Annotated in this window: 25 protein-coding genes; 16 read left to right on the top strand and 9 right to left on the bottom strand. The window is 73.1% G+C overall.

Annotation, left to right across the window (positions count from 1 at the left end; all coding sequences use genetic code 11):
* Nucleotides 1-70: 70 nt before the first annotated feature.
* The 5 genes from ACZ4V6_RS11515 to ACZ4V6_RS11535 all read left to right on the top strand — a co-directional run bounded on the left by ACZ4V6_RS11515 (nucleotide 71) and on the right by ACZ4V6_RS11535 (nucleotide 5,025).
* Nucleotides 71-1,042, top strand: coding sequence for an NAD(P)/FAD-dependent oxidoreductase (locus tag ACZ4V6_RS11515; RefSeq protein WP_467825271.1), 972 nt, complete (start codon nucleotides 71-73; stop codon nucleotides 1,040-1,042).
* A 264-nt stretch (nucleotides 1,043-1,306) separates the two neighbouring features.
* The gene (locus tag ACZ4V6_RS11520; RefSeq protein WP_467825274.1) at nucleotides 1,307-2,845 is read left to right on the top strand and encodes an ATP-dependent DNA ligase; all 1,539 of its coding nucleotides are present in this window, start codon (nucleotides 1,307-1,309) and stop codon (nucleotides 2,843-2,845) included.
* A complete protein-coding gene (locus tag ACZ4V6_RS11525) occupies nucleotides 2,842-3,300 on the top strand; it encodes an NUDIX hydrolase (RefSeq protein ID WP_467825276.1) in 459 nt (152 codons plus the stop codon). The genes ACZ4V6_RS11520 and ACZ4V6_RS11525 overlap by 4 nt, the downstream gene beginning before the upstream one ends.
* A 76-nt stretch (nucleotides 3,301-3,376) precedes the next feature.
* Nucleotides 3,377-4,762 (top strand): NADP-dependent succinic semialdehyde dehydrogenase, encoded by a 1,386-nt coding sequence (locus ACZ4V6_RS11530; RefSeq protein ID WP_467825279.1) that lies wholly within the window; start codon nucleotides 3,377-3,379, stop codon nucleotides 4,760-4,762.
* A gap of 26 nt (nucleotides 4,763-4,788) precedes the next feature.
* On the top strand, nucleotides 4,789-5,025 hold the full coding sequence (locus ACZ4V6_RS11535; RefSeq protein ID WP_467825282.1) for a DUF6213 family protein: 237 nt from the start codon (nucleotides 4,789-4,791) through the stop codon (nucleotides 5,023-5,025).
* Between the two features lie 13 nt (nucleotides 5,026-5,038).
* Here ACZ4V6_RS11535 and ACZ4V6_RS11540 read toward each other — a convergent pair whose 3' ends face one another.
* Nucleotides 5,039-6,265, bottom strand: coding sequence for an acyl-CoA dehydrogenase family protein (locus tag ACZ4V6_RS11540; RefSeq protein WP_467825284.1), 1,227 nt, complete (start codon nucleotides 6,263-6,265; stop codon nucleotides 5,039-5,041).
* 168 nt (nucleotides 6,266-6,433) lie between these two features.
* On the opposite strand from ACZ4V6_RS11540, the gene ACZ4V6_RS11545 reads away from it, so the two are divergent.
* The gene (locus tag ACZ4V6_RS11545; protein ID WP_467825287.1) at nucleotides 6,434-7,090 is read left to right on the top strand and encodes a TetR/AcrR family transcriptional regulator; all 657 of its coding nucleotides are present in this window, start codon (nucleotides 6,434-6,436) and stop codon (nucleotides 7,088-7,090) included.
* 29 nt (nucleotides 7,091-7,119) lie between these two features.
* Here the strand turns inward: ACZ4V6_RS11545 and def are convergent, their stop codons facing one another.
* Nucleotides 7,120-7,659, bottom strand: coding sequence for a peptide deformylase (gene def / locus ACZ4V6_RS11550; RefSeq protein ID WP_467825290.1), 540 nt, complete (start codon nucleotides 7,657-7,659; stop codon nucleotides 7,120-7,122).
* A gap of 179 nt (nucleotides 7,660-7,838) precedes the next feature.
* Between def and ACZ4V6_RS11555 the strand changes: the two genes are divergently transcribed.
* From ACZ4V6_RS11555 to ACZ4V6_RS11570, 4 genes are all read left to right on the top strand, one after another.
* On the top strand, nucleotides 7,839-9,077 hold the full coding sequence (locus tag ACZ4V6_RS11555; RefSeq protein WP_467825293.1) for a DUF1727 domain-containing protein: 1,239 nt from the start codon (nucleotides 7,839-7,841) through the stop codon (nucleotides 9,075-9,077).
* Nucleotides 9,078-9,100: 23 nt separating this feature from the next.
* Nucleotides 9,101-9,829, top strand: coding sequence for a type 1 glutamine amidotransferase (locus ACZ4V6_RS11560; protein WP_077799604.1), 729 nt, complete (start codon nucleotides 9,101-9,103; stop codon nucleotides 9,827-9,829).
* Nucleotides 9,830-9,995: 166 nt separating this feature from the next.
* Nucleotides 9,996-11,021, top strand: coding sequence for a 6-phosphofructokinase (locus tag ACZ4V6_RS11565; protein ID WP_467825296.1), 1,026 nt, complete (start codon nucleotides 9,996-9,998; stop codon nucleotides 11,019-11,021).
* Nucleotides 11,022-11,206: 185 nt separating this feature from the next.
* On the top strand, nucleotides 11,207-12,157 hold the full coding sequence (locus ACZ4V6_RS11570) for a cytochrome c oxidase assembly protein (protein ID WP_467825299.1): 951 nt from the start codon (nucleotides 11,207-11,209) through the stop codon (nucleotides 12,155-12,157).
* Between the two features lie 61 nt (nucleotides 12,158-12,218).
* On the opposite strand, the gene ACZ4V6_RS11575 is transcribed toward ACZ4V6_RS11570, so the two are convergent.
* A complete protein-coding gene (locus ACZ4V6_RS11575) occupies nucleotides 12,219-12,749 on the bottom strand; it encodes a hypothetical protein (RefSeq protein ID WP_467825302.1) in 531 nt (176 codons plus the stop codon).
* Nucleotides 12,750-13,284: 535 nt separating this feature from the next.
* Here ACZ4V6_RS11575 and ACZ4V6_RS11580 point away from each other — a divergent pair.
* Entirely contained in the window at nucleotides 13,285-13,842 is a 558-nt protein-coding gene (locus ACZ4V6_RS11580) for a septum formation family protein (RefSeq protein WP_467825304.1), read from the top strand.
* A 13-nt stretch (nucleotides 13,843-13,855) separates the two neighbouring features.
* A complete protein-coding gene (locus tag ACZ4V6_RS11585) occupies nucleotides 13,856-14,026 on the top strand; it encodes a hypothetical protein (RefSeq protein ID WP_171990989.1) in 171 nt (56 codons plus the stop codon).
* Between the two features lie 16 nt (nucleotides 14,027-14,042).
* On the opposite strand, the gene ACZ4V6_RS11590 is transcribed toward ACZ4V6_RS11585, so the two are convergent.
* Genes ACZ4V6_RS11590 through ACZ4V6_RS11605 form a run of 4 tightly spaced genes read right to left on the bottom strand, consistent with a single transcriptional unit; the run spans nucleotide 14,043 to nucleotide 18,155 of the window.
* Nucleotides 14,043-15,257, bottom strand: a complete 1,215-nt coding sequence (locus ACZ4V6_RS11590) for a sensor histidine kinase (RefSeq protein WP_467825308.1) — start codon at nucleotides 15,255-15,257, stop codon at nucleotides 14,043-14,045.
* Nucleotides 15,254-17,011, bottom strand: coding sequence for a sodium/solute symporter (locus tag ACZ4V6_RS11595; protein ID WP_467825311.1), 1,758 nt, complete (start codon nucleotides 17,009-17,011; stop codon nucleotides 15,254-15,256). Before ACZ4V6_RS11595 ends, ACZ4V6_RS11590 begins: the two co-directional genes overlap by 4 nt.
* Nucleotides 17,012-17,033: 22 nt before the next feature.
* Entirely contained in the window at nucleotides 17,034-17,393 is a 360-nt protein-coding gene (locus tag ACZ4V6_RS11600) for a hypothetical protein (protein WP_467825313.1), read from the bottom strand.
* A 3-nt stretch (nucleotides 17,394-17,396) separates the two neighbouring features.
* Nucleotides 17,397-18,155 (bottom strand): LytR/AlgR family response regulator transcription factor, encoded by a 759-nt coding sequence (locus tag ACZ4V6_RS11605; protein ID WP_467825316.1) that lies wholly within the window; start codon nucleotides 18,153-18,155, stop codon nucleotides 17,397-17,399.
* Nucleotides 18,156-18,212: 57 nt separating this feature from the next.
* Here ACZ4V6_RS11605 and ACZ4V6_RS11610 point away from each other — a divergent pair, with 57 nt between their 5' ends.
* From ACZ4V6_RS11610 to rocD, 3 genes are all read left to right on the top strand, one after another.
* Nucleotides 18,213-18,716, top strand: a complete 504-nt coding sequence (locus tag ACZ4V6_RS11610; RefSeq protein WP_467825319.1) for an Lrp/AsnC family transcriptional regulator — start codon at nucleotides 18,213-18,215, stop codon at nucleotides 18,714-18,716.
* 126 nt (nucleotides 18,717-18,842) lie between these two features.
* Nucleotides 18,843-19,682, top strand: coding sequence for a dimethylargininase (gene ddaH, locus ACZ4V6_RS11615; protein WP_467825321.1), 840 nt, complete (start codon nucleotides 18,843-18,845; stop codon nucleotides 19,680-19,682).
* Nucleotides 19,679-20,899 (top strand): ornithine--oxo-acid transaminase, encoded by a 1,221-nt coding sequence (gene rocD, locus ACZ4V6_RS11620; RefSeq protein ID WP_467825322.1) that lies wholly within the window; start codon nucleotides 19,679-19,681, stop codon nucleotides 20,897-20,899. Before ddaH ends, rocD begins: the two co-directional genes overlap by 4 nt.
* A 9-nt stretch (nucleotides 20,900-20,908) precedes the next feature.
* Here rocD and ACZ4V6_RS11625 read toward each other — a convergent pair whose 3' ends face one another.
* Complete coding sequence (locus tag ACZ4V6_RS11625) at nucleotides 20,909-21,364, bottom strand: RpiB/LacA/LacB family sugar-phosphate isomerase (RefSeq protein WP_467825324.1); 456 nt, start codon at nucleotides 21,362-21,364, stop codon at nucleotides 20,909-20,911.
* Between the two features lie 142 nt (nucleotides 21,365-21,506).
* Between ACZ4V6_RS11625 and proP the strand changes: the two genes are divergently transcribed.
* Nucleotides 21,507-23,021, top strand: a complete 1,515-nt coding sequence (proP, locus tag ACZ4V6_RS11630) for a glycine betaine/L-proline transporter ProP (protein ID WP_467825326.1) — start codon at nucleotides 21,507-21,509, stop codon at nucleotides 23,019-23,021.
* Between the two features lie 82 nt (nucleotides 23,022-23,103).
* Here the strand turns inward: proP and ACZ4V6_RS11635 are convergent, their stop codons facing one another.
* Nucleotides 23,104-25,224 (bottom strand): PQQ-dependent sugar dehydrogenase, encoded by a 2,121-nt coding sequence (locus ACZ4V6_RS11635; RefSeq protein WP_467825329.1) that lies wholly within the window; start codon nucleotides 25,222-25,224, stop codon nucleotides 23,104-23,106.
* Nucleotides 25,225-25,237: the final 13 nt, after the last annotated feature.

Raw genomic sequence — 25,237 nt, forward strand, 5'->3', positions numbered from 1 at the left:
TGCAGAACCGGCAAATACGTTTGTCGATCCGGTGGTGTGGGGGCGACCTTCTGACGTGGAGGTGGTCACCATGACCGAGAAGCAGGATCTGCCGGAGAAGGAACCGGGGAAGCCCGCGGAGAAGTACGACGTGATCGTCGTCGGCGGCGGCGCGGCCGGGCTGTCCGCCGCGCTCGTCCTCGGCCGGGCGCGGCGGCGCGCCCTGGTCGTCGACGCCGGTGAGCCGCGCAACGCCCCCTCGGACCACATGCAGGGGTACCTGACCCGGGACGGCATGTCGCCCGCCGAGTTCCTGGCCCTCGGCCGGGAGGAGGTCGCGCGCTACGGCGTCGAGCTCGTCCGGGACCGCGCGGTGGACGTGACCCGGGACGGGGACTTCGCCGTGGAGCTGGCGGGCGGACGGACCGTGCGCGCCCGGCGGCTGATCGTCACCACCGGTCTGGAGGACGAGCTGCCGGACGTCCCCGGGGTCGCCGAGCGCTTCGGGCGGGACGTGCTGCACTGCCCGTTCTGCCACGGCTGGGAGGTCCGCGACGAACGGTTCGGCGTCCTCGCCGCCGGTCCGCTCAGCGTCCACCAGGCGCTCATGGTGTCCGGGTGGTCGGACGACGTGACCCTCTTCCTGCACACCGTCGCCGAGGAGGAGCTGTCCGACGAGGACCTGCGCCGGCTCTCCGCGGCGGGGGTGAAGGTGGTGCCCGGCGAGGTCGCGGGAGTGCGCGTCGCGGACGACCGGCTCACCGGCGTCCGGCTGGCGGACGGCTCCGTCCACGACCGCTCGGTGCTCTTCGTCGCCCCGCGCCCCGTGCCGCGGACCGGCCTGATGGAGCGGCTGGGCGCCGAGCTCCGGGAGACCCCGTTCGGCGCCTACCCCGTGGTCGACCCGACGGGCCGGACCACCGTGCCGGGCGTGTGGACCGCCGGCAACGCGATGGGCTTCTCCGAGCAGGTCGTCCACGCGGCGAGCGGCGGCTACCGCGCCGCCTCCGCGGTCGTCGGCGACCTGATCATGTCGGACCTGGACGCACGCGTCGACGCGTAGGACGCGGCGCGGGTCACACCGGCGGCAGGACCGGCCGCCCCCGGACGGGCCCCGCGCCGCGGACCGGCGGGGCCCCGGCCGACCGGCGCCGGACTGCGGGCGCGACTGCGGCTTCCGCCGGGGCGCGGGGCCCGGGCGGGCCTGGCGCGGGCGGCGGGCTCGGCGGCAGCCGGGCAGGCCGGAGCGGGCCGTGGTGGAGCGCCGGCCGGAAGGCCGGGCGTCCGTGCGGGTGTGGGCCGGGCCCTCCCGGTGCACCCTGACTGCATGCTGCTCGCCCGACTGGCCCAGGTGTCCCGGGAGATCGCTGCCACGTCGGCGCGGTCCCGGAAGACCGCCCTGCTCGCGGAGCTGTTCCGGGAGGCGGAGGCGGAGGACGTGCCGATCGTCATCCCGTACCTGGCGGGACGCCTCCCCCAGGGCCGGATCGGCGTCGGCTGGAAGGTGCTGGGCGAACGGGTCCCGCCGGCCGCCGGGCCGAGCCTGACCGTGCGCGAGGTGGACGCCCGGCTCACGGAACTCGGCGCGGTCTCCGGGGCCGGTTCGCGGGCCGAGCGGTCGCGGCTGGTCGGCGCGCTGATGGGCGCGGCCACCGAGGACGAGCAGCGCTTCCTGCTGGGGCTGCTCACCGGCGAGGTGCGGCAGGGCGCCCTGGACGCGGCCGCCGTGGAGGGACTGGCCCTGGCCACCGGGGCGCCGGCGGCGGACGTACGGCGTGCGGTGATGCTCGCGGGCTCGCTGCAGGACGTGGCCGAGGCCCTGCTCGCCGACGGGCCCGACGCCCTGGCCCGGTTCCGGCTCACCGTCGGCCGCCCGGTGCTGCCGATGCTGGCGCACAGCGCGTCCTCGGTCGCCGAGGCGGTCGGCAGGCTGGGCGGCTGCGCCGTCGAGGAGAAGCTGGACGGCATCCGCGTCCAGGTGCACCGCGACGGCGGCACCGTACGGATCCACACCCGCACCCTGGACGACATCACCGACCGGCTGCCCGAGGTCACGCGGGCCGCCCTCGCGCTGCCCGGGGAGCGGTTCGTCCTGGACGGCGAGGTGATCTCCCTCGACGGGGCCGGCCGCCCCCGCTCGTTCCAGGAGACCGCCGGACGCGTCGGCTCCCGCACGGACGTGCCCACGGCCGCGCGGGACGTCCCCGTCTCCGTCGTGTTCTTCGACGCGCTGTCCGTCGACGGCCGCGACCTGCTCGACCTGCCGCTGACCGAACGGCACGCGGAACTGGCCCGGCTGGTCCCGGAGCCGATGCGGGTGCGCCGCACCCTGGTGGCGGGGCCCGGCGACACGCCCGCGGCCGAGGAGTTCCTCGCCCGGACACTGGAACGCGGCCACGAGGGCGTCGTGGTCAAGGGGCTCGACGCCGCCTACAGCGCGGGCCGGCGCGGCGCCTCCTGGCTGAAGGTCAAACCCGTGCACACCCTCGACCTGGTCGTCCTGGCCGCCGAGTGGGGACACGGCCGCCGTACCGGCAAGCTGTCCAACCTCCACCTGGGCGCCCGCGCCGAGGACGGCTCGTTCGTCATGCTCGGCAAGACCTTCAAGGGCATGACCGACGCGCTGCTGACCTGGCAGACGGGGCGCCTCGGGGAGCTGGCCGTCGAGGAGCACGGGTGGGGCGTGACCGTGCGCCCCGAACTCGTCGTCGAGATCGCCTACGACGGCCTCCAGCGCTCCCCCCGCTACCCGGCCGGCGTCACCCTCCGCTTCGCCCGCGTCGTGCGCTACCGCGAGGACAAGCGGCCCGAGGACGCGGACACCGTCGAGACCCTCCTCGCGGCCCACCCCGGGGTGGCCCCGTGAGGCGCAGCGCGGGCCTGCTGCTGCACCGCCCCGGCGACGGGGGCACCGAGGTGCTGCTCGGTCACATGGGCGGCCCCTTCCACGCCCGCCGCGACGCCGGGGCGTGGACGATCCCCAAGGGCGAGTACGACCCGGCGGAGCCCGCCTGGGAGGCGGCCCGGCGCGAGTTCGAGGAGGAGCTCGGACTGCCGCCGCCCGACGGCGAGGCCGTGCCGCTCGGCGAGGTCCGCCAGGCCGGCGGGAAGGTCGTCACGGCGTGGGCCGTCGAGGCCGACCTCGACCCGGCGACGATCGTCCCCGGCACCTTCCGCATGGAGTGGCCGCCCAGGTCGGGCCGGACCGAGGAGTTCCCCGAGCTGGACCGGGTGGCGTGGTTCCCGGTGGACCGGGCGCGCGAGGTGATCGTGAAGGCCCAGTCCGCGTTTCTCGACCGGCTGGCTGAGCACTCGCACTGACGAGACCCTCCGCGTTGCGGCACCCCCCGCCGCGCGCCAAGGTCGAAGCACGATCGCGCACCCAGGGAGGTCGGCCATGCCCATCGCGACGGTGAACCCGGCGAACGGCGAGACGCTCAGGACGTACGAGGCCATGGGCGAGGAGGAGACCGAACGCCGGCTCCAGCTCGCGGAGGCCACGTTCCGCACGTACCGGACGACGTCCTTCGAGGAGCGGGCCCGGCTCATGCACCGGGCCGCCGATCTCCTGGAGGCGGACCAGGACGAGATCGGCAAGGTCATCACCACCGAGATGGGCAAGCCGGTCAAGCAGGCCCGCGCGGAGGCGGCCAAGTGCGCCAAGGCGATGCGCTGGTACGCCGATCACGCCGCGGAGCTGCTCGCCGACGAGGAGCCCGCCGAGGCGGACGTGAAGGACTCCGGCGCCTCCCGCGCCCTGGTGCGCTACCGGCCGCTCGGCCCGGTGCTGGCGGTGATGCCGTGGAACTTCCCGCTGTGGCAGGTGATCCGCTTCGCGGCGCCCGCGCTGATGGCGGGCAACGTCGGCCTGCTCAAGCACGCTTCGAACGTCCCGCAGACCGCGCTGTACCTGGAGGACCTGTTCCACCGCGCGGGCTTCCCCGAGGGCTGCTTCCAGACCCTGCTGATCGGCTCCGCCGCGGTCGACGACATCCTGCGCGACGAGCGCGTGCGGGCGGCCACCCTCACCGGCAGCGAGCCCGCCGGCCGCGCCGTTGCCTCCACCGCCGGGGAGATGATCAAGAAGACGGTGCTGGAGCTGGGCGGCAGCGATCCGTTCGTCGTCATGCCGTCCGCCGACATCGACCGGGCCGCCGAGGTCGCGGTGACCGCGCGCACGCAGAACGCCGGGCAGTCCTGCATCGCCGCCAAGCGGTTCATCGTGCACACGGACGTCCACGACGCCTTCGTCGAGCGCTTCACCGAGGGCATGAAGGCGCTCAGGGTCGGCGACCCGATGGACGAGGAGACCGAGGTCGGGCCGCTCTCCAGCGAACAGGGCGTGACCGACCTGGTGGAGCTGGTCGAGGACGCGGTGCGCGGCGGCGCGAGGGTGCTGTGCGGCGGCGAACGCCCCGACGGGCCCGGCTGGTACTACCCGCCGACGGTGCTGGCCGGCATCACCCGCGAGATGCGCATCCACCGCGAGGAGGCCTTCGGCCCGGTCGCCACGGTCTACCGGGCGGCCGACCTGGACGAGGCCGTGCTGATCGCCAACGACACGGACTTCGGGCTCAGTTCCAACGTGTGGACGCGCGACGACGCCGACGTGGACCGCTTCGTCCGGGACCTGGAGGCGGGCGGGGTCTACGTCAACGGGATGACGGCGTCCCACCCGGCCTTCCCGTTCGGCGGGGTCAAGCGGTCGGGCTACGGGCGTGAGCTGTCCGGGCACGGAATCCGCGAGTTCTGCAACATCACCACCGTATGGCACGGGGCGTGAGGGTTCCGGGGCTACGATCCCTTTTTGTGACCCGCGAAGTGACCCTGCCTCTGATCGTCGACGACCGCGGCACCCTGCAGGTGTCCGCGGCCGACGTGAGCAAGCTGCTGCGCACGGTGGGCGGGCGGTGGCTGAGGCTGGTGGAGGCCGGCGAGGAGGACCTGGACGAGGACACCGTGGCGGCCCTCACCATCGAACTCGCCAAGCTGGCCGACCGCATCGACGTGGCCTGCATCGCCCACAGCAGCGGCCGGTCCACCTGACGCCCGCCCCGCTCTAGCGGATCGGCATCCCCGCCAGGGTCCGCGCGATCACCAGCCGCTGGATCTCGCTGGTGCCCTCGAAGATCGTGTAGATGGCGCTGTCGCGGTGCATCCGCTCCACCGGGTACTCCCGGGTGTAGCCGTTGCCGCCCAGGATCTGGACCGCCTGGGCGGTCACCTTCTTCGCCGTCTCGCTCGCGAACAGCTTGGACATCGAGCCCTCGGCGGCCGTGAACGGCTTGCCGTTGACCGCCATCCAGGACGCCCGCCACACCAGCAGCCGCGCCGCGTCGATCGACGTGCGCATGTCGGCGAGCTGGAAGGCGACGCCCTGGTTGTCGATGATCGGCCGCCCGAACTGCTCGCGGGTCCGGGCGTACTCCAGCGCCACCTCGTACGCGGCACGGGCGGTGCCCACCGCCATCGCGCCGACGGCCGGGCGGGACGCCTCGAAGGTGGCCATCGCCGCGTTCTTCACTCGCTCGCCGCCCGCCTTGGCCTTCTCCCGGGCGCGGGCCAGCCGCTCGTCCAGCTTCTCCTTGCCGCCGAGCAGGCAGGAGCCGGGGACGCGCACCCGGTCGAGGACGACCTCGGCGGTGTGGGAGGCGCGGATGCCGTGCTTCTTGAACTTCTGCCCCTGGGACAGCCCCGGCGTGTTCGGCGGGACGATGAAGGAGGCGTGGCCCTTGGACCCCAGTTCCGGGTCGACGACCGCGACGACGACGTGGACGTTGGCGATGCCGCCGTTGGTCGCCCAGGTCTTGGTGCCGTCGAGCACCCACTCGTCCTTGGCCTCGTCGTACACGGCGCGCGTGCGCATGGAGGCCACGTCGGAGCCGGCGTCGGGCTCGGAGGAGCAGAAGGCCGCCACCTTCACGTCGTTCGCGTCGCCGTACATCTGGGGGATCCAGGTGCCGATCTGCTCCTCGGTGCCGTTGGCGAGGACGCCGACGGCGGCGAGGCCGGTGCCGACGATCGACAGGGCGATGCCGGCGTCGCCCCAGAACAGCTCCTCCATCGCCATGGGGATGCCGAGGCCGGTGGGGTCGAAGTACTGCTGGGCGTAGAAGTCGAGGGAGTAGATGCCGACCTTGGCGGCCTCCTGGATGACCGGCCAGGGAGTCTCCTCACGCTCGTCCCATTCGGCGGCCGCGGGACGGATGACGTCGGCGGCGAAGCCGTGCAGCCAGTCCCGGACCTCCTTCTGTTCGTCGTTGAGCTCCATGGTGAACTCGGCCATGTCCCCTCCAGTGGCGCACATGCTTGTTACTAGCGGTAACAGGAGTCTGTTACCCGTGGGTAGGAAAAGTCAACTCCCGACGGCCGCCGACCTCCCGTTCGGTGCCGGTCGCCTGCCTGGTGTTAGTTTGCGCAGGCGTCACCGAAACAGCACGGGTGGGGAGAGCACATGGACACCACGCAGCGGACCGAGCAGCAGCGGTCCGCCGACCGCCGACGGCGCGAGCTGCTGGAGGCCGCCGACCGGGTGGTGCTGCGCGACGGTCCGCAGGCCTCGATGAACGCCATCGCCGCCGAGGCGGGCATCACCAAGCCGATCCTCTACCGGCACTTCGGCGACAAGGGCGGCCTGTACGCCGCCCTCGCCCAGCGGCACACGGACGCCCTCCTCGCCTCGCTGCGGGCCGCCCTGGACGCCCCGGCGGAGCGGCGCGAGCGCGTCGAGGCCACGCTCGACACCTATCTGGCGGCCATCGAGGCACGCCCGCAGGTGTACCGCTTCCTGATGCATCCGGCGGAGGCCGGCGCCACCGCGAGCGACCAGACCGAGCAGGGCTTCGACGTGGGCAAGCACTCGGCCCCGCTGCTGCGCCGCATGGGCGAGGAGCTGGGCAAGGTCATCGAGGAGCGCCTCGACATGGGCCCCGGCAGTGAGCGGCTGGCCCGGGTCTGGGGACACGGCATCGTCGGCATGATGCACGCCGCCGGCGACTGGTGGCTGGGCGAACGCCCCTGCTCCCGGGCGGAGTTGGTGACCAGTCTGGCCGATCTGCTGTGGGGGCGGCTGTCCGTCGCCGGGGACAGGGCGGGCGGCCCGGGGTTCTGACGCCCGGGCCCCGCGCCGCCGGGGCGCGGTCAGCGGTTCCAGGACGCCCGCGCCACCTGCCTCATCAGCTTCCGGTGACGCCGGCCCGACAACCGGTCGGCGTAGATCCGGCCCTCCAGGTGGTCGCACTCGTGCTGGAGGCACCGGGCGAAGAACCCCGTCCCGTGCACGGTGACCGGCTCCCCGGTCACCGTGAAGCCCTCGACGACCGCGTGGTCGTGGCGCTCGGTGCCCGCCTCCAGACCGGGCAGTGACAGACAGCCCTCCGGGCCGCGCACCACCACCCCGTCCGTCTCGACGAGCCGCGGGTTCACCACGTGGCCGAGGTGGCGCACGTCCTCGTCGTCCGGGCAGTCGTACACGAAGACGCGCACCGGCTCGCCGATCTGGTTCGCCGCCAGGCCGACGCCGCGGGCGGCGTACATGGTCGCGAACAAGTCCTCCACCAGCGCCGCGAGTTCCGGACCGAAGTCCGTCACCTCGTCGCAGGGGGTGTGCAGGACGGGGTCGCCGAGGAGGGTGAGGGGCCGTACGCGCCCGTGGACGCCCGGGATGGAACCGTGTCGCATGACGGTCAGAGTAAGGTCCCTGTGTTCCCCGGCGGCGCGCGCCCACCGTCGGGGCCGCGTGGCCGGTGCCGCGATTCGGGAGTGCGAATGGATCTCGATAGGCTGAGGTCCACACCACGTGGCCGTCAGGCTTCACAGGCTTCAGGCGCGGCGCGTACGGCAAGGAGGATCGAGAACTGATGGCAGGCAACTCGGACCCGCTCACGCCGCGGGCCAAGCTGGCCGTGACCGCGGGCAAAGCGGTCGCGGCGGCGTCCCGCGCCGCGGGGCGCGGCAGCGGTTCGGTGATCGGCGGCCGGGTCGCGCTGAAACTCGACCCCGCCCTCCTCGCCCGGCTCGCCCAGCACCTGGACGTGACCCTCGTCTCGGCGACCAACGGCAAGACCACCACCACCCGGCTCATCGCCGAGGCGCTCAAGGCGGCCGGACCGGTCGTGTCCAACGCGCTCGGCGCCAACATGCCGGCCGGCATCACCTCCGCCCTCGCGGACGGCTCGGACGCCCGCTACGGCGTGATCGAGGTCGACGAGAAGTACCTCGTCGGCGTCGCCCAGGCCACCGAGCCGAAGTGCATCGCGCTGCTCAACCTCTCCCGCGACCAGCTCGACCGCGCCGCCGAGACCCGGATGCTCGCCGAGAACTGGCGCGAGGGCCTGGCCGGTTCGAAGGCCGTGGTCGTCGCCAACGCCGACGACCCGCTGGTGGTGTGGGCCGCCTCCTCCTCCCCCAACGTGATCTGGGTCGCCGCCGGGCAGATGTGGAAGGACGACGCCTGGTCCTGCCCGTCCTGCGGCGGCGTGATGCAGCGCCCGGGCGACGACTGGTTCTGCGGCGAGTGCGGCTTCCGCCGCCCCACGCCGAGCTGGGCCCTGTCCGGCGACCACGTCCTCGACCCGCACGGTTCCGCCTGGCCGATCCACCTCCAGCTGCCGGGCCGCGCCAACAAGGCCAACGCCGCCTCCTCGGCCGCCGTCGCCGCCGTCTTCGGGGTGCCGCCGCAGGTCGCCCTGGAGCGCATGTACCAGGTGCAGGCGGTCGCCGGGCGCTACGACGTCGTGCAGTTCCAGGGCCGCGACCTGCGACTGCTGCTCGCCAAGAACCCGGCGGGCTGGCTGGAGACCTTCTCCCTGATCGACCCGCCGCCGACCCCGGTCATCCTGTCGGTGAACGCGCGCGGCGCCGACGGCACCGACACCTCCTGGCTGTGGGACGTGGACTACACCCGGCTGACCGGCCACCCGATCTGCGTGATCGGCGACCGCAAGCTGGACCTCGCGGTACGCCTCGAGGTCGCGGACCAGCAGTTCCAGGTGTGCGAGAACCTCGACCAGGCGGTGCAGATGTGCCCGCCCGGACGGATCGAGGTCATCGCGAACTACACCGCCTTCCAGGACCTGCGCCGCCGCGTCGGCAACTGACCGCGTAACCTCAGGGGATTTTCGTGAGCGACAACCAACTGCGGATCGTCTGGATCTACCCGGACCTGCTCAGCACGTACGGCGACCAGGGCAACGCCCTGGTCGTGGAGCGCCGGGCCCGGCAGCGCGGCCTCGACGTGGCCCGGCTCGACGTGCGCAGCGACCAGGCGATCCCGACCTCCGGCGACATCTATCTGATCGGCGGCGGCGAGGACCGGCCGCAGCGGCTCGCGGCCGAGCGGCTGCGCCGCGACGGGGGCCTGCACCGGGCGGTGGAGAACGGCGCGATCGTCTTCTCCGTCTGCGCCGGGTACCAGATCCTCGGCCACGAGTTCATCAACGACCTCGGCCAGCGCGAGCCGGGCCTCGGCCTGCTCGACGTGGTCTCGACCCGCGGCGAGGGCGCGCGGTGCGTGGGCGACGTCCTCGGCGACATCGACCCGCGCCTCGGCCTGCCCCCGCTGACCGGCTTCGAGAACCACCAGGGCGTCACCCACCTCGGCCCCACCGCCCGCCCGCTCGCCCAGGTCCGCTTCGGCAACGGCAACGGCACGGGCGACGGGACGGAGGGCGCGTACAACGACACGGTCTTCGGCACGTACATGCACGGGCCCGTGCTCGCCCGCAACCCGCAGATCGCGGACCTGCTGCTGAAGCTGGCCCTCGACGTGAACGCGCTGCCGCCGACCGACGACCGGTGGTACGAGGCGCTGCGCAACGAGCGCATCGCGGCGGCGCAGCAGCCCGCCTGACGCCCTCGCTCCAGCCCGTCTGATGATGCGTCCGCACAGGTGAGCGGGTACGTCCAGTAGGCGGACGCACGGTTCGGCCCCGCCCCTGTGTACCGCTAGGGTGGCGGGGAACCGAACCGGACAGCGCGGTCCGGACCCGTGCCACGTTGAGAAGGTAATTCGGGCTATGCGCATTGGTGTCCTCACGTCCGGCGGTGACTGCCCCGGCCTGAACGCCGTCATCCGGTCCGTCGTGCACCGCGCCGTCGTCGACCACGGCGACGAGGTCATCGGCTTCCGGGACGGCTGGAAGGGCCTCCTGGAGTGTGACTACCTCAAGCTCGACCTCGACGCCGTCGGCGGCATCCTGGCCCGCGGCGGCACCATCCTCGGCTCCTCCCGGGTCCGTCCCGAGCACCTGCGGGACGGTGTGGAGCGGGCCCGCGGCCATGTCGGGGAACTCGGCCTCGACGCGATCATCCCGATCGGCGGGGAGGGCACGCTGAAGGCGGCCCGGCTGCTGTCCGACAACGGCCTGCCGATCGTGGGCGTGCCGAAGACCATCGACAACGACATAGCGGTCACCGACGTCACCTTCGGCTTCGACACGGCCGTCACCGTCGCCACCGAGGCCCTCGACCGGCTCAAGACCACCGCCGAGTCCCACCAGCGGGTGCTCATCGTGGAGGTCATGGGCCGGCACACCGGCTGGATCGCCCTGCACTCGGGCATGGCCGCCGGCGCCCACGCCGTCGTCGTCCCGGAACGGCCCTTCGACATCGACGAGCTGACCGCCAAGGTCGGCGAGCGGTTCTCGGCGGGCAAGCGGTTCGCCATAGTGGTGGCCGCGGAGGGCGCCAAGCCGAAGCCGGGCACCATGGACTTCGACGAGGGCGGCAAGGACGTCTACGGCCACGAGCGCTTCGCCGGGATCGCCCGCCAGCTCTCGGTCGAGCTGGAGGAGCGGCTCGGCAAGGAGGCCCGGCCGGTGATCCTCGGGCACGTCCAGCGGGGCGGGACGCCCACGGCGTACGACCGGGTGCTGGCCACGCGGTTCGGGTGGCACGCGGTGGAGGCGGTGCACCGCGGGGAGTTCGGGATGATGACGGCCCTGCGCGGGACGGACATCGCGATGGTGTCGCTGGCCGAGGCCGTGGAGAGCCTGAAGACCGTGCCGGACGCGCGGTACGCGGAAGCGGAGTGCGTTCTCTGAGGTCGCGCCGGCCGGCCGCGGCCGGTCCGTGGCCGCTCGCGCCCACGCGGCGGGGCCGCACGCCGGCACCGCCCCGCGCCCCTGACGGGGCGCTCCGACGCCCCCGGTGACACTCGTCGCCGGGGGCGGTTCTAGTCTTGGTCCGGACAAGCAGCGCTCAACCCCCACGAAACAGGAGCCGGCGGATGGATCACAGCGGGCACGGCATGACGATGGATCTGCCGCCGTTCACGCTGGGGCGGGGTCTCGGCTGGTCGGCGGACCCCTTCTTCCTGATCGCCTGCCTGGTGGGTCTGGCGCTGTACGGCTGGGGTGTCGTCCGTCTGACGCGGCGCGGCGACAAGTGGCCCGTGGGACGGACCGTCGGCTTCGTCACCGGTGTGCTGAGCATCGGGCTGATGATGTGCACCAGGCTGAACGACTACGGCATGGTCATGTTCAGCGTGCACATGGTGCAGCACATGGTGATCAGCATGGTCTCGCCGATCCTGCTGCTGCTCGGCGCCCCCATCACCCTGGCGCTGCGGGCGCTGCCCACGGCGGGCCGGGGCCGCAAGGGACCGCGCGAACTGCTGCTGATGCTGCTGCACAGCCGCTACATGCGGATCATCACGCACCCCGTGTTCACCATCCCGCTGTTCATCGCCAGCCTGTACGCGCTGTACTTCACCCCGCTCTTCGACTTCCTGATGGGCTCCAAGGTCGGGCACGTCGGGATGATGGTGCACTTCCTCGCCGTCGGCCTGGTCTTCTTCTGGCCGATCATGGGCGTGGACCCGGGCCCGCACCGGCCGGGCTACCTGATGCGGATGCTGGAGCTGTTCGCGGGCATGCCGTTCCACGCGTTCTTCGGCATCGCGCTGATGATGGCCTCCTCCCCCATGGTCGAGACCTTCGAGAACCCGCCCGCGTCGCTGGGCATCGACGCGCTCTCCGACCAGAACGCGGCGGGCGGCATCGCCTGGGCGTTCAGCGAGGTCCCGTCCGTCCTGGTGCTGCTCGCCCTGGTGGCCCAGTGGTACGCGTCGGACCAGCGGCAGGCCCGGCGCACCGACCGGGCCGCCGACCGCGACGGCGACAAGGAACTCGAGGCGTACAACGCCTATCTGGCCTCACTGAACACACGCGGCAGCTGAACGGCGGCCGGGTTCAGCAGCATGACGCCCGTCGGGGGAACCGCCCGGGGGGAGCGGTATGTCACGTCATGCGCCGTCGGAACCACCACCGTCCGCAGCGGGCCGCGTCGTCGTCGGCCGTTACCTGCTGCTGCGTCCGCTCGGTGACGGCCGGCCGGGCCGGGTGTGGCTCGCCCACGACCGGGAGCAAAGCCGTGAGGTCGTGCTCGAGGCCGTCCGCGCCGGTACCCGGGTCGCGCCGGGGCCGCACCACTGTCCGCACACGGTGACCGTGCACGGCGTGGTGGAGCGCGAAGGCCGGTGCTGGGCCGTCGTGGAGTACGTCCCGGGCGCGGTCGGTCCGCGGGAGCTGGTGGCCCGGCGCGGCCCGCTGGCTCCGGCCGAGTGCGCCAGGGTCGGGCTGGCCGTGCTCGGCGCGCTCGCCGCCGGGCGCGGGCGGGGGGAGCCGTACCGGAACGTGACACCGGCGGACGTCCTGCTCGCGCCCGACCGCGCCGGCGCGCCGTACGGGCGGGTCCTGCCGGCGGGCCACCGCCTCGCCGGCCCGGAGGACGACGACGGCCTGTTCTCGCTGGGCCGCACGCTGTACCACGGCGTCGAGGGCCGCGATCCCTTCGGCCAGGCCCCCCGGGCACCGCGTCCGCCCGTGCGGGCCGGAGCGCTGCGGCCCCTGCTCGAAGGGCTCCTCGCCCGCGATCCGGCGCGGCGTGTCACCGTCGCCGAGGCGGAGGCGGAACCGGCGTGGATCGTCACGCCGCAGACCGAGACGGACCTTTGGCCCGGGTCCGACCCGGGATCGCAGCCCTCGTGGGCCGCGGTCCCCCCGGTCACGTCCGACGGCCGGCACGCCCCCGCGGCTCACAGGCGCCGGCGTCCGCTCTCCCGGCCCCTGCGGGCCGCCCTCGCCGGAGCCCTCGGAGTGGTCCTGGCCCTCGGCGGCGTCTGGTACGCCCTGGCCGGCCACCCGGCCGACGGGGCGGGGACGCCGTACGGCGACGCCGTGGGGCTCGTGGCGCCGCTGGAGGACGGGGACTGCGTCCGCGCCGACTGGCCGGGCCCGGTTCGCCGGGACGCCCCGCCTCACCGTCGACGGGACCTGCCGGGGCGGGGCTCCCGACGGGCAGGTGATGGCGTTCGTGCCCGCCTCCTCCGCCGAGGAGGTCCGCGAGCTGGGACCCGTGCGGTGCGAACAGCGGACGCAGGGGGTCCGGGAGCGGCCGGCCAGCGTGCGCAGCGTCGCCGTGGTGCCGGCCGGGGACGGTTTCGAGGCCGCCGGGCGGCGCACCGCCTGCCTGGTGCTTGGCGTGTACGGGCCGGTGCACGGACCGCTGGGCCGGCACCGCGCGCCGGGGTCGGTGTTCGCCGACACGGCGACCATGCAGCGGCGGGACTGCCTGGACGTGCGCTCCGCCCGGGAGGCACGGCTGGTGTCGTGCGCGGGCCCGTACGACGAGCAGGTGCTCGGCTTCACGCGGCTGGCCGCCGACGTCACGCCCGCCGAGGCGCCCTCCGCGGCGGACGCGGCGTGTGCGCGGGACGTGCCGCCGCGCGACTACGGATTCGACCCCTCCCGCTACGAGGCCGGCTCCCGGACCTCCCCGGGCACCTGGGAAAACGGTGCGCATCTCGCCGTATGCACCGTACGACGGCGGAACGGGGGCACCATGGAGGGCAACGGACCATGAGGAGGGTGTCGCGATGCCCGGTTCCACGGACAGTTCCACGAAGACGATGGGGGCGCTCACCATCGGCGGCCTGGTCGCGGTGACGGCCTACACGGTGGCGCTCGGCAGCAACGGCTGGCTGTGGTTCGGCTGGGTCGTCCTGGGCCTGATCACGGTCGCGATGGTCGCCACGCGCAGCACCTGAGCCGCGCCGGCCGCCCTCATTCGCGGCCGAGCCGTCCGGCCGAGTGGACGCCCGGCTGGTACTTGGGCAGCCGGACGGTGATCTTCATGCCGGCGCCGACGGCCGTCTCGATGACGAGGCCGTGGTCGTCTCCGTAGACCTGGCGGAGCCGGTCGTCGACGTTGGACAGGCCGATGCCGCCCGACGGGCTGACCTCGCGCGCGAGGATGCGGCGCAGCAGGGCGGGGTCCATCCCCGCGCCGTCGTCCTCGATGACGACCAGGGCCTCGGCGCCCGCGTCCCGCGCGGTGATCTGGATGCGGCACGTGCCCGAGGACACGGCCTTGCCCTCCAGGCCGTGCTTGACGGCGTTCTCGACGAGCGGCTGGAGGCAGAGGAAGGGCAGGGCGACCGGCAGCACCTCGGGGGCGACCTGGAGGGTGACGGAGAGGCGGTCGCCGAAGCGGGCCCGCACGAGCGCCAGGTAGTGGTCGATGGCGTGCAGCTCGTCGGCGAGGGTGGTGAAGTCGCCGTGCCGGCGGAACGAGTAGCGGGTGAAGTCGGCGAACTCCAGCAGCAGCTCGCGGGCGCGTTCGGGGTCGGTGCGCACGAAGGACGCGATGACCGCGAGCGAGTTGAAGATGAAGTGCGGGGAGATCTGGGCCCGCAGCGCCTTGATCTCGGCCTCGATGAGCCGGGTGCGGGACTGGTCGAGGTCGGCCAGCTCCAGCTGGACCGACACCCAGCGGGCCACCTCCCCCGCCGCCCGGGCCAGGACGGCGGACTCGCGGGGCGCGCAGGCGACGAGGGCGCCGTGCACCCGGTCGTCGACGGTGAGCGGGGCCACGACCGCCCAGCGGACCGCGCAGTCGGGGGTGTCGCAGGTGAGCGGGAAGGCCTCGCCCCGGCCGGTCTCCAGCGGGCCGGCGAGGCGCTCCATGATCTCGGCGCGGTGGTGGGCGCCCACGCCGTCCCAGACCAGGACCTCCTTGTGGTCGGCCAGGCACAGCGCGTCGGTGCCGAGCAGGGAGCGCAGCTTGCGGGCCGACTTGCGGGCGGTCTCCTCGGTCAGGCCGGCGCGCAGCGGCGGGGTGGCGAGGGAGGCGGTGTGCAGGGTCTGGAAGGTGGCGTGCTCGACCGGGGTGCCGAGGCCGCCGAGGTGCTGCGGCCGGGCGGTGCGCCGCCCCAGCCAGAAGCCCGCGGCCAGCAGGGGCGGTACGGCGACGACCAGGCCGGCCAGGAAGCCGCTCATGACGCCGCCTCCTCGCGCGGCTCGACCGCGCGCCGTTCCACGGTGCGCAGCTCCTCGGCGCCGAGCTCCTCGGGCAGGTGGAAGCGGGCCAGGATCGCCGCCGTCCCGGCGGGCACCCGGCCCGGGGCGGCCAGGGAGACCAGGACCATGGTGAGGAAGCCCAGCGGCACCGACCACAGGGCGGGCCAGGCCAGCAGCGCGTGCAGGGCGCCGCCGCCCGGGAAGCCGCCCATGGTCGCGGCGACGGCGAGCAGCGCGGAGCCGCCGCCCACCAGCATCCCGGCCGCCGCGCCGGGCGGGGTCAGCCGCCGCCACCAGATGCCGAGGACGAGCAGCGGGCAGAACGAGGAGGCGGACACGGCGAAGGCGAGGCCGACGGCGTCGGCGACCGGCAGTCCGCCGACCAGGGCGCTCGCCGCCAGGGGGACGGCCATGGCGAGGACGGTGCCGAGGCGGAAGTGCGGTACGCCCCGGGACGGCAGCACGTCCTGGGTGAGGACGCCCGCGACGGCCATGGTCAGCCCGGACGCCGTGGACAGGAACGCGGCGAAGGCACCCCCCGCGACCAGGGCGCCGAGCAGGTCGCCGCCCACTCCCCCGATCATCCGGTCCGGCAGCAGCAGGACGGCGGCGTCGGCGTCGCCGGTGAGGGTCAGCTCGGGGGCGTAGAGGCGGCCGAGGGCTCCGTAGACGGGCGGCAGCAGGTAGAAGGCGCCGATCAGGCCCAGGACGGCGACGGTGGTGCGGCGGGCGGCGACCCCGTGCGGACTGGTGTAGAAGCGGACCACGACGTGCGGCAGGCCCATGGTGCCGAGGAAGGTGGCGAGGATCAGCCCGTACGTCGCGTACAGCGGGCGTTCCGTGCGGCTCTCGGCCCGCGACGGCGACAGGGCGTCGTCGGCGCCGCGTCCGGCGGCCGGGACCGGGGTGCCCTCGGCGAAGGTGAGGCGGGTGCCGGCCTCGATGCGGTGGGTGCCGGTGGGGAGCTGGACCCGGGCCCCGTCGAGGGCGCGGCCGTCCACGGTGCCGTCGACGGTGACGGCGAGCGGCCGGTCGAGCTCGAGGGTGAGGGTGTCGCCGACCCTGGCGGACCGCTGCTCGCGGAAGGCGGCCGGTTCCTCGAAGGCGCGGCCGGGCGCGCCGTCGCCCTGCCAGGCCAGGACCAGGAAGAGCGCCGGGACGAGCAGGGCGGTGAGCTTCAGCCAGTACTGGAAGGCCTGCACGAAGGTGATGCTGCGCATGCCGCCGGCGGCGACGATGGCGATGACGACGACGGCGACGATCACTCCGCCGAGCCGGTCGGGCGCTCCGGTCAGCACGGCCAGCGTCAGCCCGGCGCCCTGGAGCTGGGGCAGCAGGTACAGCCAGCCGACGCCGACGACGAAGGCGCCCGCCAGCCGGCGCACCGCCCGGGAGGCGAGCCGGGCCTCGGCGAAGTCGGGCAGCGTGTAGGCGCCGGAGCGGCGCAGCGGGGCGGCGACGAACAGGAGCAGGACCAGGTATCCGGCGGTGTAGCCGACCGGGTACCAGAGCATGTCGGAGCCCTGGACGAGGACCAGGCCGGCGATGCCGAGGAAGGACGCGGCGGAGAGGTACTCGCCGCTGATGGCGGCGGCGTTGAGGCGGGGGCCGACGGTGCGGGAGGCGACGTAGAAGTCGGAGGTGGTGCGGGAGACGCGCAGGCCGAACGCGCCGACGAGGACGGTGGCGACGGCGACGAGGGCGACGGCGGGTATCGCGTAGGTCGGGTTCATCGGTGTGTCACGGCTCTTCTCGTCACCGGTCCTCGACGAGGCGGACGAAGTCGCGTTCGTTGCGTTCGGCGCGGCGCACGTACCAGCGGGCGAGGAGGACGAGCGGGGCGTACAGGCCGAAGCCGAGGACGGCCCATTCCAGGCGGCGGGCGGCGGGCATCACCGCGAACAGCAGCGGCAGCGGGCCGACGAGCAGCCCGAGCACGGCGAACGCGGTGAGGCCGGCCCGCAGCTGGCTGCGCATCAGGGAGCGGACGTAGGTGTGGCCGAGGGTGGTCTGCTCGTCGATCTCGGTGCGCGGGCGGTGGTAGGCGGAGGCCCGGAGGGGGCGCCTGGGCGGGCCGGTGACGGTGACACGGCGTTCGGCGGGGTCCTGGGGCACGGCTCACGGCCTCCGCATGAGCAGGTCCCGCAGTTCGCGGGCGTGGCGCCGGCTGACCTGGAGTTCCTCGGCGCCGACCAGGACGCTCACGGTGCCGGCGTCCAGGCGGAGCTCGCCGATGTGGCGCAGGGCGACCAGGTGGCGGCGGTGGATGCGGACGAAGCCGCGGGCGCGCCAGCGCTCCTCCAGGGTGGACAGCGGGATGCGGACGAGGTGGCTGCCCCTGTCGGTGTGCAGGCGGGCGTAGTCGCCCTGGGCCTCGACGTGGGTGATGTCGTCGACGGCCACGAAGCGGGTGACGCCGCCGAGTTCGACGGGGATGTGGTCGGGGTCCGGTTCGTGCACGGGTATGCGGGGGGCGGTGGCGGCGGCGCCGCGCTGTTCGACGACGCGGCGCACCGCCTCGGCCAGCCGTTCCGTGCGGACGGGTTTGAGGACGTAGTCGACGGCCTCGAGGTCGAAGGCCTGGACGGCGAAGTCCTCGTGCGCGGTGACGAACACGACCAGCGGCGGCCGGGCGAAGCCGGTCAGCAGCCGGGCGAGGTCCAGTCCGTCGAGGCCGGGCATCTGGATGTCGAGGAAGACGACGTCGATGGCCTCGGGGCCGTGCGGCCCGGACTCCAGGGCCCGGTTGATGCGGCGCAGCGCCTCGGTGGCGTCGCCGGCGCCCTCCGCGCTGCCGATCCGTGGATCGGCGCCCAGCAGGTAGAGCAGTTCCTCCAGCGAGGGGCGTTCGTCGTCGATGGCGAGGGCGCGCAGCATGAACGTGGAGTGTAGGTGGAATCGGGACGCCTGGACATGGCTGGCTACAGTGCGGGCATGAACAGCAGGCCCTCGCCCTTCGACGAGCTCGACCGGAAGATCGTCACCGCCCTGATGGCGAACGCCAGGACGTCCTTCGCGGAGATCGGCGTGGGGATCGGGCTGTCCGCGACGGCGGTCAAGCGCCGGGTGGACCGGCTGCGCGAGACCGGTGTGATCACCGGGTTCACGGCGACGGTGCGGCCGTCCGCGCTGGGCTGGCGCACCGAGGCGTACGTGGAGGTGTACTGCGAGGGGGCGGCCCCGCCGCGGCGGCTGGCCGAGGTCGTGCGGGGCTATCCGGAGGTCACGGCGGCGATGACGGTGACCGGCGGGGCGGACGCGCTGCTGCACGTGCGGGCGCGGGACGTGGAGCACTTCGAGGAGGTGCTGGAGCGGATCCGGGCGGAGCCGTTCATCCGGAAGACGATCAGTGTGATGGTGCTGTCGCACCTGCTGCCGGACAGCCCGGAGGCCGGGGCGAACCATCCGGCGCCCCAGGGCGCAGCAGACGTGCGCTGACCTGCCCGAGTACGCAGCGATCGTGCGTCGACACGCAGCTCTCGTCGCTTGTCGCCCGTCCCGGTCGCTTCCTACCGTGGAGTCATCCCGCAGTCACCATCCGTGAGGAAACGGAGGAACCCCTCTGTGTCCGACTCCCGTGTGCCACGCCGGCGGCGCTTCCTCGTCTGCGAACCCAGACACTTCGCCGTGCAGTACGCGATCAACCCGTGGATGCGTTCCGGGGCGCCCGTCCACGTGGGCCGTGCGCTCACCCAGTGGCGCACGCTGATCGACGCCTACCGCCGCCACGGGCACACCGTGGAGACCGTGGCGCCGGTCCCCGGGCTGCCCGACATGGTCTTCGCCGCCAACGCGGCGCTCGTGGTGGACGGCCGGGTCTTCGGCTCGCTGTTCCACGCGCCGCAGCGCCGCCCCGAGTCCGTCCCCTACGAGACGTGGTTCAAGGGTGCCGGCTTCGACGTCCACCTGCCCGCGGCGGTCTGCGAGGGCGAGGGCGACCTCGTGCCGGTGGGCCGCTGGATCCTGGCCGGCACCGGTTTCCGCACCACCCCCGAGGCGCACCGCGAGGTCCAGGAGTACTTCGGGCGGCCCGTGGTGTCGCTGACGCTGGTGGACCCGTACTTCTACCATCTGGACACGGCCCTGTTCGTCCTCGACGACGGCCACGAGGGGGGCGACGGTAACATCGTCTACTACCCGGGGGCCTTCTCGCCCGGCAGCCGTGAGGTGCTGGAGCGGCTCTATCCGGACGCGGTGCTCGCCACCCGTGAGGACGCCATGGCGTTCGGGCTGAACTCCGTGTCCGACGGACGGCACGTGTTCATCTCGCCCGGGGCCGGGGAACTCGCCGGCCGGCTCGCGGGCCTCGGTCACGTCCCCGTCCCCGTCGACCTGTCCGAGTTCCACAAGGCCGGTGGCGGCATCAAGTGCTGCACCCAGGAGATCCGGGAGGCCCGTTCATGACCGCACCCGCCCGTACCCGCGGTTCCGAGGAGCTCATCCGCGCGGAGGAGCCCGTCCTCGCCCACAACTACCATCCGCTGCCCGTGGTGGTGGCCCGCGCGGAGGGCGCCTGGGTCGAGGACGTGGAGGGCCGCCGCTACCTGGACATGCTGGCCGGCTACTCGGCGCTCAACTTCGGCCACCGCCACCCGGCGCTGATCGGTGCCGCGCACCGCCAGCTGGACCGGCTGACGCTGACCTCGCGGGCCTTCCACAACGACCGGCTCGCGGGGTTCGCCGAGCGGCTGGCCGCGCTGACCGACACGGAGATGGTGCTGCCGATGAACACCGGCGCGGAGGCGGTGGAGAGCGGCATCAAGGTGGCCCGCAAGTGGGCGTACGACGTGAAGGGCGTCCCGGCGGACCGGGCGACGATCGTGGTCGCGGCGGACAACTTCCACGGCCGTACGACGACGATCGTGAGCTTCTCGACGGACGAGACGGCCCGGGGCGGCTTCGGTCCCTTCACCCCCGGCTTCCGGATCGTGCCGTACAACGACCTGGCGGCGATGGAGGCGGCCGTCGACGAGACGACGGCGGCCGTGCTGATCGAGCCGATCCAGGGCGAGGCCGGGGTCAACATCCCGGACGAGGGCTATCTGGCGGGGGTGCGGGAGCTGACCCGGCGGGCGGGCTGCCTGTTCGTCGCGGACGAGATCCAGTCGGGTCTCGGCCGTACCGGGCACACCCTCGCGGTCGAGCACGAGTCGGTCGTGCCGGACGTGGTGCTGCTGGGCAAGGCGCTGGGCGGCGGCATCGTGCCGGTGTCGGCGGTGGTCGGCCGCCGCGAGGTGCTCGGCGTGCTGCACCCGGGCGAGCACGGTTCGACCTTCGGCGGCAACCCGCTGGCCGCCGCGGTCGGCACGGCGGTGGTGGAACTGCTGGAGACCGGCACGTTCCAGCGCCGGGCCGCCGAGCTGGGCGTGGTGCTGCGCAAGGGCCTCGAGGCGCTGGTCGGCAGGGGCGTCGTCGGTTTCCGCGCGCGGGGCCTGTGGGCGGGCGTCGACGTGGACCCGGCGCTCGGCACCGGCCGCGAGGTCAGCGAGCGGCTGATGCGCGAGGGCATCCTGGTCAAGGACACCCACGGGTCCACGATCCGCCTGGCGCCGCCGCTGACGGTGACCGGCGAGGAGCTCCAGGGCGCGCTCGCGACGCTGGAGAAGGTCCTGACGTCCTGACGACGGCCCTCAGGGAGCGGCCCGGCCCCGGTCGAGCCGCTCCACGTGGTCCACGTTCCCCAGGTCCTCGGCGTCCGCGCTCGCCTCGCCGGCGAACCAGGCGTCGAGGATCTCCCGCAGCAGCGGCGCCGACGTCAGCCGCAGGCTGAGGGCGAGCACGTTGGCGTCGTTCCAGCGGCGCGCCCCGTCGGCCGTGTACGCGTCGGTGCACAGGGCCGCCCGCACGCCCGGCACCTTGTTCGCGGCGATCGACGCGCCCGTGCCGGTCCAGCAGCACACCACCGCCTGGTCGGCCCCGCCCGAGGCGACGTCGCGCGCCGCGCGCTCCGAGCACACCGCCCACCGGGGGTCGGCCCCGGGGCTCAGGGCGCCGTGCGCCCGTACCTCGTGTCCCCGTGCGCGCAGTTCCTCGACGAGGAGCCGGGCCACGGGTTCGTCCATGTCGGAGGAGACGGCGATCCGCATGTGCGAAGGGTACTCACTCGCGGCCGCTCACCTCATCGGCCCAGCCGCATGACCGACGTCACGGCCATAACCAGCATCATCGGGGGAACGGTACGACCCGAGAAACGTACGACCGAGCAGCGCTCCGCCGGAGCGTCTGCGCGTGGAAAGGGAGTCCGCCACGTCCCCCAACGAGAACGGCCCAGAGCCCGACGCCGCGGCGATCCGCCGCCACCCGGCGCTGTTCCGGGCCATCAGGCGTCGGCAGAACCCCAGGCTCCGCCGGTCGGACATCACCGTCACGGACGAGGCGGCGGTCAAGCGAGCCGTGAAGGCGGCCTCGCTGGGCAACGCCATGGAGTGGTTCGACTTCGGCATCTACGCCTACCTGGCCGGCACCATCGGCCGCGTGTTCTTCCCGTCCGGGAGCGACACCGCGCAGCTGCTGTCCTCGTTCGCCACCTTCGCCGTGGCGTTCCTGGTGCGTCCGCTCGGCGGCATGGTCTTCGGCCCGATGGGCGACAAGATCGGCCGCAAGAAGGTGCTCGCGCTGACGATGATCCTCATGGCGATCGGCACCGCCGCCATCGGGCTCATCCCCAGCTACGACGCGATCGGCTTCTGGTCGCCGCTCCTGCTGATCCTCTTCCGCCTGCTCCAGGGCTTCTCCACCGGCGGCGAGTACGGCGGTGCGTCCACCTTCATCGCCGAGTACGCGCCCGACAAGCGGCGCGGCTTCTTCGGCAGCTTCCTGGAGCTGGGCACACTGGCCGGCTACACCGGCGCCGCTGGTCTGGTCACCGCCCTCACCGCGGGGCTCGGCGGTGACACCATGGACGCCTGGGGCTGGCGCATCCCCTTCCTGCTGGCCGCCCCCCTCGGCATCGTCGGCATCTACCTGCGGCTGAAGCTGGACGACACGCCCGCGTTCCTGAGGCTGGAGGACTCCAGCGTCCACGTCTCCGAGGCGGCGAACGCGGTGGAGACCACCGCCCGGGGCGACCTCGCCAAGATCTTCCGCACGCACTGGCGCACGCTGGTGCTGTGCATCGCGCTGGTCGGCGCGTACAACATCACGGACTACATGCTGCTGTCGTACATGCCGACGTACCTGTCGGACGAACTGGACTACAGCGAGAGCCACGGTCTGCTGATCCTGGTGGCCACGATGGTGCTGCTGATGCTGGTCATCAACCAGGTGGGCCGCCTCTCGGACCGGTTCGGCCGCAAGCCCGTGCTGATGACCGGCATGGTCGGCTTCTTCGTCCTGTCCGCCCCGTCCTTCGCGCTGGTGCAGGAGGGCAGTCTGCTCGCCGTCTCGGGCGGCATGCTGATGCTCGGCCTGTCCCTGGTCTGTCTGCTCGGCACGATGTCGGCGGCGCTCCCGGCGATGTTCCCCACCAACGTCCGGTACGGGTCCCTCTCGGTCGGCTACAACCTGTCGACGTCGCTGTTCGGCGGGACCACGCCGCTGGTCATCACCGCCCTGATCAGCGTGACCGGCTCCGAGATGATGCCCGCCTACTACTCGATGGCCGCGGCCCTGGTCGGTGTGGTGGCGGTGGCCTGCATGAAGGAGACGGCCCAGCAGCCGCTCGCCGGGTCCCCGCCCTCGGTGCAGACCGAGGAGGAGGCCGCGGAGATCGTGGAGGCGCAGGCGCCGTCGCCGAGGTTCTGAGCGACCGGCGAACTCGGCGGGGCGCCACCCCTGGGGGTGGCGCCCCGCCTCCGTGTCCGCGCCTACGCGTCCTCGCCGCCGGTCAGCCGGCCGGCGTCAGCGCGACCTCGGCGCTGCCCGAGAGGGACGGCAGGCCCTCCGGGGGAGTGTCCCTGTAGGTGGCGTTGAAGACCGCCTTCAGGTTGTCCGCGCCGGCGTGACCGCCGTCCACGAACGTCTTGAACGACCCGGAGCAGCCGGTGCTCGAGGAGAGCGGGTGGCCGTGCGTGTCGTGGCCCAGGATGAACGAGACGCTGACCTTCGAGCAGTCCACCGGCTGATCGTCGGTGACGGTGACCTTCCAGGTGACCGTGTCGCCCCAGTGGAACGGCGTGCCGCCGTGCGGCGCGGGGTCGGTCGTGAGGGAGACGACCGGCGCCTTGTTGCCGACGACGACCGGGACCGAGGCGGCGGCCGAGCGGCCGGTGCTGTCGGTGACCTTCAGCGTGGCGTCGAAGACGGCGTTCTCGGTGAACGTGTGCTTCGGGTTCGCCTCCGTGGAGTCCACGGTGCCGTCGGCGTCGAAGTCCCAGGCGTAGCTGAGGGCGTCACCGTCGGCGTCCTTCGTGCCGGCGCTGGAGAACTGGACGGTCAGCGGGTTGGTCCCGTTGACCACGTCCGCGGTGACCTTGGGCTCCGGGGTGCGGTTGCCCCGCGTGAAGTCGATGCGGGCCAGCTGGGCCTCGGGCAGCTCCGCGAAGTACCCGGTGCCGTACTCGAGGACGTACAGCGCGCCGTCCGGGCCGAACTCGGCGTCGATCGGGCCGTCCGTGGTGATCGAGGGGAGCGCGTTCTCGATCTTGGTGACCTGGTTCTTCCGGTCCAGGGTGAGGGCGAGCATCTGGTCACGGGTCCACTCGTAGAAGAGCGGCTTGCCGTCGAAGTACGCGGGCCAGCGGTTCTCGGCCTTGTTCCGCTTGTCGTAGCGGTACGCCGGGCCGCCCATGGGGGCGATGCCGCCCGTGCCGAGCTCGGGGAACTGCGCGGAGGCCTCGTAGCCGTAGACGATCGCCGCGTCCGTGACCGGCGGCAGCTTGCTCAGGCCGGTGTTGTGGCGCGAGTCGTTGACCGGCTTGGCGCAGTCGAACGCCCCGCTCGACTTCTTGGTGGCGAAGTCGTAGTCCTGGTACGGCATGTCCCGGGTCACGCAGAAGGGCCAGCCGTAGTTGGCGGGGCGGTCGATGACCGTCCAGCGGCCGTGACCGGCGGGGCCGCGGTCGGGGTTCGCCTTGTTGGCGTCGGGTGAGTAGTCGCCGACGTAGACCTCGCCGGTTCTGTCGTCCACGGCGAAACGGAACGGGTTGCGCAGACCCATGGCGTAGATCTCGGGGCGGGTCTTCGGCGTGCCGGGCTTGAAGAGGTTTCCGCCCGGGATCGTGTACCGGCCGTCCTTCTTGACCTTGATGCGCAGGACCTTGCCGCGCAGGTCGTCGGTGTTGCCCGCGGTGCGCCGCGCGTCGTAGGCCGGGTTGCGGTCGGGGCGGTCGTCGAGCGGGGCGTAGCCGTCGGAGGCGAACGGGTTGGAGTCGTCGCCGGTCGACAGGAACAGGTTGCCCTTGCCGTCGAAGTCGATCTTGCCGCCGACGTGGCAGCAGATGCCGCGGTCGGCCGGGACGTCGAGGATCTTCTGCTCGGTGGCGAAGTCCAGCTTGTTGCCCTCGAGTTTGAACCGCGACAGTCGCGTGACGCCCTTGTACTCGGCGAAGTCCGCGGCCGTGCCGTACTCCGGCGCGTCGCCTTCGTTCACGCCCGGGGTGGCCGGGTCGTCCATGGGGGTGTCCAGGCGGGGCGAGTAGTAGAGGTAGACCCACTTGTTCTTGCTGAAGTCGGGGTCGACCGCGATGCCCTGCACGCCCTCCTCGTCGTGCTGGTAGAGGCCGGCGGGGCTCTTCTTCATGTCGGCGGCGAGGAAGTTCACACCGCTCTCGGGGTCGTTGATGCGCACCTCGCCCGTGCGCGCGGTGTGCAGCACCCGCCGGTCGGGCAGGACGGCGAGTGCCATGGGCTCGCCCGGACGGTCGTTGAGGGTGACCTTCTGGAAGGCCGACGCGGCCGGCGGCGCCGGGTCCGACGGGGCGGCCTGGACGGTGGGGACGGTCAGGAGCCCGGCGGTCCCGGCCAGTGCCGCTGCCCCTATCAGGGTGACGATCCGTCTGTTGCGCACTCACAACTCCTTT

It is taken from the genome of Streptomyces sp. NPDC029152, from assembly GCF_055564355.1.